Genomic DNA, 12,884 nt, shown 5'->3' with positions numbered 1-12,884 from the left:
ACTCCTTTTTTGAATCTGATTGGATTTTATCGCAAACAACAAAGATTGTAAAATATGGTTTTTGGGGGATGTGATGGTATTCTCCAGCATGAAACATTCTCGCTGTACTGACGTATAAGATAAAGGAACCTCATGAAAGGAAGCGATCAAGTGAAAAGACTACCAGTCATCTTCCTCAGATATATTGTCTTCTTTATTCCAGCGATCATTCTTAGTGTCATGGTCTGGAATCATTACCAAGATGATTTGTCAGATGGAAAAGTAACAGAGAATAACGTCAAACGAATTTTTACATTTGATGAAGGCGAGCGAGTGGTGAGTGCTGTATCAAAAGACCAGCAGCTCCATGTTGAAATGTATGATCCTCATTTAGGAAAAAGAATCAGTGGATGGACGGCAGCAAGCGATCCTTTTCAAGAAATGTGGCCATCCATTCAAGGAAACAATCTCTTGCTTGCTTTCAAGAATAAAGACGGGCAGCTAATAATTGAGAAGCTGTCTCCAAATGGAGAAAAGAAAGAACTCGCTCAACAGAAACTAAAGATCCCTTCATTTTTAAATACGAATACATATCAATGGAATGGACGGCTCGTATTTACAGGAGAAATGGAAGGCGCCGCTGCAGTCATTGGTGAGCTGAAGAACGGGCAATTTTATGTACACAATCTTAACGAGCTAAAGCTGCCGGCAAGGCCTGTCTCCATGGATGCTGTCATGAATTCCTTTAGAGGACAGACCCCTATTCCTATATTTGAAGTCTCCTTGAAAAATGACCAGAAGGCATATGTCAGCGGCATTTCAAATGAGAAGCATCAGCTTGGCCTCTATGTCTCCAAAAATGCTGAACCGTTTAGTCTTGTTGATGATGCGGTTGAGCAGCAGCTTCAAAAAACGATCGGATCATCACAAAACTTTGCTGTCGCTGCCGAATCGGAATATCCAAAAAGGGCAAGAAAAGTGAAGGCAGATGGAAGGCTGGGGGAAGTCGTTCCGACACCAAAGCCGATTTACCAAACCTATGTCTACCAGCTCAATGAGGAGGAAGTGCTGATTGCAGGCTCTACAGCAAAGGACGAAGCAAAAGGCAAGCTGACTGGGTATATTTATAACCATCGCACGAATAAAGCGGTGTCTGCCAGCAAGCTTTTTCAATCGTTGTCTTATGAATCTTTACAAAGAGATGAGCTCTCTTTCAATAAAAATGTGAAGAGCAATTGGCTCTATTATTCATTTAACAATCAATTAACGGGTGCATATGAGACAAAAAGCAGCCAGCTAAAGGAATTTCCTTTGCAGAAAATCATCTCAATCGAAAACGCCAGTCCTGCTCATCAAACGTCGTTTGATACATTTACACAATATGTGATGAAAGGCGGGCCTCTTATTCTCAACTGGGCGATATGGCTCTTTATACCACTGTTGTTATTTGTGCTTGCCATCTTCCTGCCACCTATTTTAAGACTGGTCAGAAAGAACAAGATCAAGGATAGTGTCACATTACAAGCCTATATTGTGTCCGTGAAAGAAACGGGCACCTATATCAACGAACAGCCAGTTGTCAGCATGCGTCTTCAATTTGAATATGAAGGACAGAGCATAGAAAAGACGGTTAAAACGGTTGTATCCTACACTCAGATACCACAGCCAGGCCAGCGTATCGTCATTCATTATGATCCGAAGAAGCAAAAGGCAATGCTCTTAAAAGAGGGTGACTTCTCGCAGCCAAGTGAGCCAAAGTTCATTAAAGGCGCTGTTTTAAGAAAAATAGAATCATATGGAACTGTGGGACGAGGCACCGTCTTATCCCTCACATTTGAATTAGATCAGAAAAGGTATGTCATTCCGATGGTTCAAGCCGCTGGTTTTGATTTTAGAACAGGAGAAAAAGCTGATCTTGTCGATATCAACGGCCAGCTGAAAATGGCTGCCTATGGTTATGAAGTACTGAATCGATCAGGGAAAGATGTGACGTTAACAGGAATCATTCAGCGTGTGAAGCAATACCCAGTTGCCATTCATGAACAAAAACCTGTCCAGCTGGATGTGACGGTTTCAAGCGGAGATCAATCAATCACAAAAACGGTCACCCAATTCATCCCTGACCATATGCAGGTCGCAGCAGGAACACAAATCACGATCCAGACAAAGAAAGAAGAGCTGGAGAGAGAAAATGCTCTGTTGCAAGAGAAACAAGGAAGTGCAAAAGTGTCCAAAGTCGAATTTGCTGGCGTCGTCGGTAATCTTCCGTTAGCAAACATTCAGATTGAGAGAAATGGCATGATGTATGAAGTCAAACAGCCAATCGATCCAATCACTAGCGTATTGCCTGGTGATGAATTATGGGTAGCGTATCACGACATGACGCGTCAAGCGGTCATTGTGAAATATGCATCGATTTAAAAAAGCGTTCCTTTAAGGAACGCTCCAGCATGTAGGCAAACCCTCGCATTCTTTGTCAGGTCTGCGCTCCGGTGCTCACGAATGTCAAATTCGCTCCGCTGCTCGCCCTTCCTAGACTGAAAAGGTTTTCTATCATGCTGAAAAGAAGACAAAGGGCTAAAATCAAGATCATTTTAGCCCTTTGTCAACAATCTAAAGCGTTCCTTAAAGGAACGCTTTTTCTATTAAGCTTTTGTATCATACTGGCGGAGCACCTTATCGTAGGCGAAGTTGCCGAAAGGAATGAAAGCCGCAAAAAAACCGGCGATGGACCATTTCAAATGCCAGCGAACTTTAAATGTCACATATGCCAAAACGAGCATATAGATGACAAACAATGCACCGTGAAGAGAGCCTACAATGGTGACTGCCATCGGAATATCCGCAAAATATTTTAGAGGCATGGCAATTAAAAGAAGGGTTAAAAGAGACATACCCTCAATAAAACCCGCCTGTCGCAGACGGCTAATACTTGTATGCATATACAAATCCTCCTGTATAAAAGCTAGTTTCTCATCTTCTAATATAAACGAAAGATCGTCTGGACATGCTGAAATCTACGAAAAATTCAAAATATGTTCATGTAATGCTTAAAAAATGGGAAAAGTCGCTTACTCTTTGTTTGTTTCAGAGAGTACTTGCTTTAAATGCATCACATCATGTAATAAATGCTCCGTCATTGCTTGAACGGCTTCTTGGGAGCGGCGCTTTTTTATTTCAGAATAGATGGCTGCATGCTCTCTTTGAATCGTCTCAGCACGAGCCCCGCCGCTAAAATGGAAGATACGGCAATAGTGAATGAGTGCATTTACATGATTCAATTGTTTGGCTAAGCGATCATTGTGACTCGCCAGAATGATTTTTTGATGAAAGGCTTCATGTAACTGGACGATGTCTTTAGATGGCAGCTGCTGCTTGATCGCTTCGTCCGCGCGCGTGAGGACCTGCTCAATTTCATCCATTTCTCTTTGAACGGCTTCCTTACAGGCAAGCTCAACAGCGAGCGTTTCTAAGGACACCCGAATTTGATAAAGCTCCTCGACATCTTTTTCTGTTAACGTATAGACGGAGTAGCCTGATCGATGATCGGCGATTAAGAGCTCGTCTTTTTCTAAAAGTCTCATCGCCTCTCTAACCGGTGACCGGCTTACGCCAAATTGCTTGGCAAGCTGTGTCTCATTGATGCGCTCTCCCGGTTGAAACTGTCCATCAAATATCATTTGCTTCAGCTGTTCATAAAATTGCATATGATATGGTGCTGGTTTTTCAATCTCGAATGAATTCATTCCATCGTTCCCTCTTTTATACATCATCTTTTGTCTCATGTTATCCAAGTTCCTCCCGCTAGGCAAGCCTGCATCGAAAAGTCAATATCGTACAATCCAACAGAAAAAGGGTGTGCTACACTAATGATGAGCTCAGTGAAAAGAGGGGATCGACATGAACATACAAGAGGAACGAACTGTACATTTTGATCAAGACTTACAAATAGAGGCGTATCGCTTTCATGCCATCATCAAAAAGTTCCCAAAACATTTTCATACATACTATGTGATTGGATTTATTGAAGGCGGTCAAAGACGTATGTTCTGCCAAAATCAAGAATACATCATTGAAAAAGGAGATATCCTTCTTTTCAATCCGTACGATAATCACGGATGTGAACAATTTGATCACAAGCCGCTAGATTATCGCAGCTTAAATATTGAACCAGAGTTGCTGGAGAAGATCTTTCAGCACAAGCCGCATTTTAAAGCCCCTGTGGTTTCACAAAGTGAACTAGCAAAGCAATTATATGATCTTCATCAAATGATCACAGAAGAAGCTCCTGCTTTGAATAAACAGGAAGCCTTTTATTTTTTAATGAAGCAATTGATCGAAACCTATTCTGATACACCAGAGGAAAAAGCATCAGCAGCCAATGCCAATGAACAAAAAGTCCAAGACGTACAGCAATATATTGAAACACATCTCACGGAAAATATATCGTTAGATGACCTAGGTGAGCTTGTGTCCATGAACAAATATTCATTGCTGCGTGCTTTTACAAAGTTCAGAGGAATTACGCCGTATCGTTATTTACAGACAATCAGGGTGAACTATGCGAAGGAACTTCTCGCCCAAGGAATGAAGCCAATAGATGTAGCTGCCGCTGCTGGATTTTCTGATCAAAGTCATTTGACTCATTTCTTTTCGGAATTTATTGGGCTTACGCCAGGGCAGTATCAGCAAATTTTTGCAAAGCAGGTAACAGCAAAATGAAAAATAAACAGCTTCTTGGTCATCTAGCGGCCATGTTCACCATTTTTTTATGGGGATCTACCTTTATATCAACCAAAATATTATTAACGGCTTTTTCTCCAACAGAGATTTTATTTTTTCGTTTTTTCCTTGGGTACCTTGCCCTGATGATCATTTATCCAGTCACCATGAAGGTGCAGCGTAGAAAGCATGAAGGGATGTTTGCGCTCGCAGGGTTATGCGGTGTGGTCTTATACTATTTTTTAGAAAATGTTGCACTTACCTATACGTTCGCTTCGAATGCAGGTGTTATCAGCTCCGTTGTCCCATTCTTCTCTTTTCTATTGTCTTATTTTTTATTAAAAGATGAGCCGCTGCACAGCCGATTTTTCATAGGCTTCTTCATCGCGATGATGGGAATTGTACTGATTAGCTTTAATGGGATGACGACGTTCCAATTGAATCCGCTCGGTGATGCTTTAGCATTTATGGCTACCATTGTCTGGGCATTTTATTCCATTTTATCGAAAATGATCAATCAATATGGCTACCATATTATTCAGGTGACAAGACGTGTCTTCTTTTACGGGCTGCTATGGATGATTCCACTGATCTGGCATTTTAAGATTCGTTTAGACTGGGAGCGGTTGACGAATCCATCGTTTGCCTTCCACTTGCTGTTTTTAGGCGTCTTTGCATCTGCTATTTGTTTTCTGACATGGAGCTTTTCCGTGAAGACGATCGGTGTGGTGAAATCAAGTGTGTATATTTATGGAGTGCCTATTATCACGATGATCATTTCGATGATCGTTCTTCATGAGAGACTGACACTCATGTCAGTGATCGGAACTGTACTGACCTTAGGCGGTTTGCTGCTCTCAGATAAAAAAGGTGCGGGAAGAAAGAAACAGAAACCCGGTGTGCTCTTGCAGGATAAAAAGGCGCTTTGATCAAAAAGCGTCTTTTGTCCATTGTAAGAACATGCACTCTTTAGTAAACTCATTTTAAATGGTCGACGGTCGACCGATAGCGAAGGGGGAAAAATCAATGAAGCATTTGTCAATTGCAGCGATACCAGGTGACGGGGTTGGGAAGGAAGTTGTGCCTGAAGCCATGCGAGTATTGAAAGCGGTATCAGAGGTTCATGGCGGCCTGTCTTTTACCTTTCAGGATTTTCCGTGGAGCTGTGAATATTATTTAGAGCATGGCGAAATGATGCCGAAGGATGGACTGGAACAACTGAAGGCATTTGACAGCATTTTCTTAGGGGCAGTCGGAGATGCCAATTTAGTGCCGGATCATATATCGCTTTGGGGATTGCTGATTAAAATTAGACGTGAATTTGAACAGGTCATTAACGTGAGACCTGCAAAACAGCTGAGCGGAATACGCTCACCGCTTTCTCAGCCAAAGGATTTTGACCTCCTTGTTGTAAGAGAAAACGGAGAAGGAGAGTATAGTGAAATTGGGGGCCGCATCTATCAAGGAGAAGATCAGCTTGCCATTCAAAATGCTGTTTTCTCAAGAAAAGGGACAGAGCGAGCCATGCGCTTTGCTTTCCAGTTAGCAGAAAAGCGACGAAAGCAAGTGACAAGTGCAACCAAATCGAATGGAATCGTCCATACAATGCCATTTTGGGATGAAGTGTTTCAAGACGTATCAAAGGATTATCCAGAAGTGACAGCAGACTCACAGCACATTGATGCACTCTCAGCCTTCTTTGTGACAAGACCAGAGAAATTCGATGTGATTGTTGCCAGTAATTTATTTGGCGATATTTTAACTGATCTTGGGGCAGCCATTATGGGAAGCATTGGCGTTGCGCCTGCCGCCAATATCAATGTGAATGGCAAATATCCATCCATGTTTGAACCTGTACACGGATCAGCTCCAGACATTGCGGGGAAAGGAATCGCCAATCCAATCGGTCAAATTTGGACGGCTAAACTCATGCTTGATCATTTCGGAGAGGAAGAACTGGGCACACACCTGCTCGAAATCATCGAGTCAGTCACAGCAGACGGCTTTTTAACGGCAGACATCGGCGGAGCCTATCACACACAAGAAGTCACAAACGAAATCATCAAGCGCTTGAAGAAATAATCCGCCATTAGAACCGCATCTCCACGTCTGCTATAATAAAAGGATGGATAGAAGAAAGAGATGTGAAATCTAGTGTCAAAAACAGTTGTATTAGCAGAGAAACCTTCAGTAGGACGTGACTTAGCGCGTGTGCTGAAGTGTCATAAAAAAGGAAATGGTTTTTTAGAAGGAGATCAATACATTGTGACGTGGGCGCTTGGCCATTTGGTCACATTGGCTGATCCAGAAGGCTACGGAAAGGAATTTCAATCCTGGCGTTTAGAGGATTTACCGATCATTCCAGAGCCGCTCAAACTTGTCGTCATGAAAAAGACAGGCAAACAATTCCAAGCAGTGAAAGCACAGCTTGCGAGAAAAGATGTAAAAGACATTGTTATCGCAACAGATGCTGGACGTGAAGGGGAGCTAGTTGCAAGGTGGATTCTTGAAAAAGCGCATGTGAAAAAGCCATTGAAACGGCTATGGATCTCCTCTGTTACGGATAAAGCGATTCAAGAAGGCTTCAAACGATTAAAAGACGGCAGAGAATATGATAACCTGTACCGCTCAGCGGTTGCGCGTGCAGAGGCAGACTGGATTGTAGGGATCAACGCAACAAGAGCGCTGACAACCAAGTTCAATGCACAGCTTTCTTGCGGACGGGTACAAACACCAACGATTGCCATGATCGCCAAACGAGAAGAAGACATTCAGCAATTTCAGCCGAAGCCGTTCTATGGCCTGACTGCACAAGTAGATGGTCTGACATTGACCTGGCAGGATGCGAAAACAAAGCAAAACCGCACATTCCAAGAGAATGTCATAAAAGAGCACTTGGCAGGCTGTAAAGGAAAACCAGCAGTGATCGATGCGTTGAAAAAAACTGCGAAAAAAGCGTTTGCTCCCGGGTTGTACGACCTGACAGAATTACAGCGTGATGCCCATAAACGCTATGGATTCTCGGCGAAAGAAACATTGTCTACGCTTCAGCGATTGTATGAGCAGCATAAGCTCGTCACATATCCACGAACAGATTCACGTTTTATTTCAGCGGATATCGTTCCTACATTAAAAGATCGTTTAAAAGGAATGAACGTCAGACCATACGCACAGCATGTGAACCGTATTTTACAATCAGGAGTGAAAGCCCACAAAGGCTTCGTCAACGATGCGAAAGTGTCAGATCACCATGCGATCATTCCAACCGAGGAAGAGCTGTATCCTGGTGCATTAAGTGATAAAGAGCGTAAATTATATGACCTCATTGCCAAACGTTTCCTTGCTGTCCTCATGAATCCTTTTGAATACGAGGAAACAACGGTTATCGCCAAGATAGGCAGTGAAACGTTCACAGCAAAAGGGAAAACCGTGCAAGCAGCAGGCTGGAAGGCCGTGTACGATGATTCCTATGAAGACGAGGAATCAGCCGAAGCAGATCAGCATCTCCCTCTACTCTCAGAAGGACAGTCACTTGACGTAAGACAGCTGAAAGAAACAAAGGGAGAAACGAAACCTCCTGCCCGTTTCAATGAAGCGACCTTACTATCTGCTATGGAGAACCCAGCCGCATTTATGCAGAACCAAGAAAAGGACTTAGTGAAAACCCTTGGTGAAACAGGTGGTTTAGGAACAGTAGCGACAAGAGCCGATATTATTGAAAAGCTGTTCAATAGCTTCTTAATCGAGAAAAAAGGCAAAGACATTTTCATCACATCAAAAGGGAAGCAGCTGCTCTCCCTAGTGCCTGAAGACTTAAAGTCTCCTGCGTTAACAGCAGAATGGGAACAAAAGCTTTCTAAAATCGCAAAAGGACAGCTGAAGGCTTCTCAATTCATGAGTGAAATGAAGTCGTATGCAAAGCAAGCCGTAACTGAAATCAAACAGACGAACCAAACCTTTAAGCATGACAATGTCACTGGCACCCATTGCCCTGACTGCGGAAAACTCATGCTGAAAGTGAATGGAAAACATGGCACAATGCTTGTGTGTCAGGACCGGGAATGCGGGCACCGTAAAAATGTGGCGAAGAAAACAAATGCACGCTGCCCGAACTGTCATAAAAAGCTCGAACTGCGCGGAGAAGGCGATGGCAAAATCTTTGCTTGTGTGTGCGGTCATAGAGAAAAGCTGTCGGTTTTCGAAAAACGCAAATCACAATCCAATCAAAAGAAAGCCAGTAAGCACGATGTGTCTAAATATATGAAGAAACAAAAGAAAGTGGAAGAACCAATCAATAACGCATTGGCTGAACAATTGAAGAAACTAAAATTAGATCAATAGTATTATAAAAACCCATGCGTAAATGCATGGGTTTTTCAGTTGAATCAAGTATATCGGCATATTGTTTTTCTGAAAATGGGAATATGTGTGCGAAAAGACTCGTAATTTGGTATAAAATATTTATTTAAATTTTAACAAAAACACTCTATAATAAATCGTTGGATGCTAAGAGAACGGGAGTTGAAAGGGGACACGAATGATTACAGCCATACATCGCACGGCTATTGTTTTACTCATTGTCATTCTACTAGGCGGATGTACCTGGAAACAGCAGAAAGAATCAGCTGATCCACAGTCAGCACAGCCTGTATTGCCTGGAGAATATTTTATTACGCACCACTTAATGACAGATCAAGGCATGATCCGCACCTCTTTTGCAGAGCAGCACATCTACTTATCTGAATCACTTGGACTTTGGATGGATTATCTAGTTCGAAAAAATGATCAAAATTCTTTTGATCAACAATTTGGTGTCCTGCAAGATCAATTTTTATTAGACGATCACCTTCTCAGCTGGCAAATCGAATCTGATCAAAAAAGTAAGGCCAATGCTTTAGTTGATGATTTACGGGTAGTGGCGGCACTTCAAAAGGCAGATCGTTTATGGAAGAATTCAGCGTATCAAACCACAGCAAAAGAAATCGCACAAGCGTTAAAAGACAAGAATATGTATAGAGGCATCTTGTCCGATTATTATGATGCATCAACAAATCGAACTTCACACACAATCACACTCTCATATATAGACCCAAAAGCAATCAAAGAATTGGAATCCCTCAAAATATTCACGAAACAAATGACGAGTAACCAATTGGCCATTCTAAAAAAAGCACCGAGAAAAAAAGGATTCTTTCCTAAATCCTATGACATAAAGAAAAAAGCCTATTCATTTGATCAAGAAATCAATATGATTGATCAACTCTATACGGCTCTACATGCCGATCGTGCAAAGGTGAATACATCCGCGATCATAAAATGGCTTAAAACGAGTTTTAAAGAAGATGGAAAACTGTACGGGAGATATAAGCTGAGCACTTTGCAGCCATCTGTGACGTATGAATCGCCTTCGGTATATGCGCTCGTCATCTTGTATGCTCTTAAAAAAAATGAGCCGGGATTCGCAAAAAATGTGTATGACCGCATGAAAGAATTACAAATTCAAGATCCTCTTAAGGCTTATTACGGAGGATACATGAACGAAAATGACACACACTCATTTGACAACTTATTGCCTCTAATTGCAGAAAGGGAGCTTTTTAATGAATCGGTTATTCAGTAGCACGTATCGCTTGTATTATTCTCTGCTCCTCACGTTTGCAGGTCTTATTTTGTTTATGGGCTACCTCAGCGTCCACGATGCGGAGAGCTTTATGATCATCGCACTGACATTTGTCGTATTAGGGTGCGGGGTTTTATTTGGCATTTTACCAGCTTTAATTTTCACCTTGCTGATCTTGTTCTTTATAGGAAGCGCCATGTTCTTTACAGAGCTTGGTCACATCAATCCCCTCTTTTCCCATCAAACCTTGCAGGATGTGGTGATTTGGGGCGTAGCACTCCTCTTTTTCGCGATTTCAGCAGGAAGCCTGCATGAGCGGATGAAGACGATGCGACACACCATTGAACAACAAAAGCAGGCAATCAAACAATTTGTGGCGATTGACTCGACGACAGGATTTGATAATGCCGAGCGGATGAGGCTGGAATTGTCCGAGGAAATGAAACGGGCAGAACGCTACAAACAGCCATTCGTTTTTATCCTTCTTCATATGCACTATGCAGCGGAATTCAAATCGTTATATGGAGAAAAAGAAATGCAGCACCTGTTTCAGCAATTAAGTATCAAAATCCGCGAAAGCGTCAGAGAAACAGATAAGAAATTTCGATTATCCGAAGAACGAATGGGCCTGCTGCTTACGCACACACCAGAAGAGAACGTCTCTGTCGTTCTTGATAAGCTAAAGGATACATTACAAAAGCATGTGCTGTTAAACGGTCGTGAAGTCACCTTGACATTTCATGTCTGCCATTTAACAAGCAGTTCGGATTATCGTACGCCAGAGCAATTTTTAGAAGAACTAGAAAATGAGATGATGATGAATGAACTTTAATTTTTTGATGAAATGCTCGTTGATGATCGCTCTTTTTTCTATTCTTTCGTTTAAATCGGTTGCTTCAGCCGATGCTCTTGTTTCGCAGCCAAATACCCTGATCGTTTATTCGACAGAATCGGGGGAAGAGACTCCAGCTGTCCATATGCTGGATCTAATCGCTGGACACTTTTCCAAACAGACAACGATTGTATCCGATGAATATATGGCTAAAAAGAGAATCAGTGAATTTCAACAAGTCATTTATCTAGGTGAGACAAAGAAAGCCTTACCTAAACAAACCATTCGTGCGTTGAACGAGTCGCAGCACGTAATAGTCATTGGATACAATGCCGAACAGTTTGGCCCATTCTCCAAGCTTACTTTTCACAAACAAGATCACACCAGTCAAATCAAGCGTGCGCATGATCAGACTTACCGTCAGCTAGAGGAAAGTCTCCGTGCGTTAACGGTTCAAGGGGCAGACCTGCAAAGTGAATTTTTATTGAAGAAGCATGAGGCTACACTTCCATTTGTGGTTCAAACTAAAGAAGGCGCGGCCTATATTGGAATCTTAGATATTGTGCAGCAAAACAAGCTTCTTGCAGAAGTGCTTGAAAAATATCTGCCTTCTTCTAATCAATTGACCACAAAGTACTTAAAGCTTGAGAACATTAGTCCTGCCACTGACGAAAAGAAACTGCTTGAACTTGGACAATACGTATCCACTCAGCATATTCCGTTTCAAATCGCGGTAACCCCTGTTTGGGTTGATCAAGCAACAGGTAATGAAGTCACGCTGAGTGACCGCCCGCAGCTCGTAAAAGTGTTAAAACAATTGCAAAGGGATGGAGCCAGCATCATACTGCATGGATTTAGCCGGACATATCGAACAGAGGAATCTGGACAGGACTTTGAGTTCTGGGATGTAAAAAATGATCAGCCCATTACGTCAAATGACCCTAAAAATTCTGAGAAACAGCTAATTAAAAGCTATTTTTCAAATGAAAAGGACTTCAACACTTATATCAAATCGAATCAGCAGCAAGAAATCATTTATACAGAAGAAAAACTGACAAAGGGCATTGAGCTTCTTGCGCAGCAAGGTCTATATCCTCTTGCATTTGAGGTGCCGCATGATGCGATATCTCAACAAGGCTATGAAGTGATTTCAAGGCATATGTCCAGTCTTTTTGGGCAGGTGCAGCTGTCGAACCATACTTGGAAAGCAGTTGGTGCACCGCCACTGGTGACGACACCTGCTATGCTTCATGGCATGACCTTATATCCTCAGCAATCAGTAGCGCCAGCGTCTGACCAAGCAGGTTCAAATGTGTTAACAGAACAGACGATTCAATCCAGCCAGCATCTTCAATCAGCGGCAATCGGGCTGTCCTATAATGTGGAATCAGGAATAGCCGGATTACAGGACCTGATAACACAGATGGAGGCGATTCCTTCTAGTGAATGGCTGGATTTAAAGAAAACAAAACAGATGGTCCAAACATCACATGTACAGATCAAAACATCAGGGAATGGACATATTCAAGTACAAGAATCCAATCTAGCAGAAACCAAAACAGTCAAACGAAGCGGCATGGAAAAGATGCTGCGAATTCTCACAGTTGTGGTGATGCTATTTATTGCGGCATTTGCTTTTTACACATTGTATTTAAGACTAACAATGAAAAAACGAATTTTTAAGGAGAGAAAATTAGGTGGCTGATGTCTTATTTTATCTTTCATTAATAC

General features: G+C 42.1%; 10 protein-coding genes. 8 read left to right on the top strand and 2 right to left on the bottom strand.

Annotated features, from left to right (window positions below; translation table 11 throughout):
* Nucleotides 1-150 precede the first annotated feature (150 nt).
* Nucleotides 151-2,400, top strand: coding sequence for a hypothetical protein (locus tag AKG37_RS16070; RefSeq protein WP_239686122.1), 2,250 nt, complete (start codon nucleotides 151-153; stop codon nucleotides 2,398-2,400).
* 224 nt (nucleotides 2,401-2,624) lie between these two features.
* On the opposite strand, the gene AKG37_RS16065 is transcribed toward AKG37_RS16070, so the two are convergent.
* A complete protein-coding gene (locus tag AKG37_RS16065; protein WP_034664017.1) occupies nucleotides 2,625-2,921 on the bottom strand; it encodes a DUF3817 domain-containing protein in 297 nt (98 codons plus the stop codon).
* Between the two features lie 129 nt (nucleotides 2,922-3,050).
* On the bottom strand, nucleotides 3,051-3,725 hold the full coding sequence (locus AKG37_RS16060) for a GntR family transcriptional regulator (protein ID WP_060699796.1): 675 nt from the start codon (nucleotides 3,723-3,725) through the stop codon (nucleotides 3,051-3,053).
* 154 nt (nucleotides 3,726-3,879) lie between these two features.
* Here AKG37_RS16060 and AKG37_RS16055 point away from each other — a divergent pair, with 154 nt between their 5' ends.
* The 7 genes from AKG37_RS16055 to AKG37_RS16025 all read left to right on the top strand — a co-directional run bounded on the left by AKG37_RS16055 (nucleotide 3,880) and on the right by AKG37_RS16025 (nucleotide 12,858).
* The gene (locus AKG37_RS16055) at nucleotides 3,880-4,701 is read left to right on the top strand and encodes an AraC family ligand binding domain-containing protein (protein ID WP_060699725.1); all 822 of its coding nucleotides are present in this window, start codon (nucleotides 3,880-3,882) and stop codon (nucleotides 4,699-4,701) included.
* Complete coding sequence (locus tag AKG37_RS16050) at nucleotides 4,698-5,630, top strand: DMT family transporter (RefSeq protein ID WP_060699724.1); 933 nt, start codon at nucleotides 4,698-4,700, stop codon at nucleotides 5,628-5,630. The genes AKG37_RS16055 and AKG37_RS16050 overlap by 4 nt, the downstream gene beginning before the upstream one ends.
* Nucleotides 5,631-5,727: 97 nt before the next feature.
* Nucleotides 5,728-6,783 carry a tartrate dehydrogenase gene (locus AKG37_RS16045; RefSeq protein WP_060699723.1) on the top strand — a complete coding sequence of 352 codons (1,056 nt, stop codon included), beginning with the start codon at nucleotides 5,728-5,730 and terminating at the stop codon, nucleotides 6,781-6,783.
* Between the two features lie 72 nt (nucleotides 6,784-6,855).
* The gene (locus AKG37_RS16040) at nucleotides 6,856-9,042 is read left to right on the top strand and encodes a DNA topoisomerase III (protein WP_060699722.1); all 2,187 of its coding nucleotides are present in this window, start codon (nucleotides 6,856-6,858) and stop codon (nucleotides 9,040-9,042) included.
* A gap of 196 nt (nucleotides 9,043-9,238) precedes the next feature.
* On the top strand, nucleotides 9,239-10,321 hold the full coding sequence (locus AKG37_RS16035; protein ID WP_060699721.1) for a glycosyl hydrolase family 8: 1,083 nt from the start codon (nucleotides 9,239-9,241) through the stop codon (nucleotides 10,319-10,321).
* Nucleotides 10,302-11,153 carry a GGDEF domain-containing protein gene (locus AKG37_RS16030; protein WP_060699720.1) on the top strand — a complete coding sequence of 284 codons (852 nt, stop codon included), beginning with the start codon at nucleotides 10,302-10,304 and terminating at the stop codon, nucleotides 11,151-11,153. The genes AKG37_RS16035 and AKG37_RS16030 overlap by 20 nt, the downstream gene beginning before the upstream one ends.
* Nucleotides 11,143-12,858, top strand: coding sequence for a DUF2334 domain-containing protein (locus tag AKG37_RS16025; RefSeq protein WP_060699719.1), 1,716 nt, complete (start codon nucleotides 11,143-11,145; stop codon nucleotides 12,856-12,858). Before AKG37_RS16030 ends, AKG37_RS16025 begins: the two co-directional genes overlap by 11 nt.
* The last annotated feature ends 26 nt before the right edge of the window (nucleotides 12,859-12,884 follow it).

The sequence above is a fragment of the Bacillus australimaris genome (assembly GCF_001307105.1).
Taxonomy (GTDB): Bacteria; Bacillota; Bacilli; order Bacillales; family Bacillaceae; genus Bacillus; species Bacillus australimaris.
This window is presented reverse-complemented; position numbering and strand designations above follow the sequence as displayed.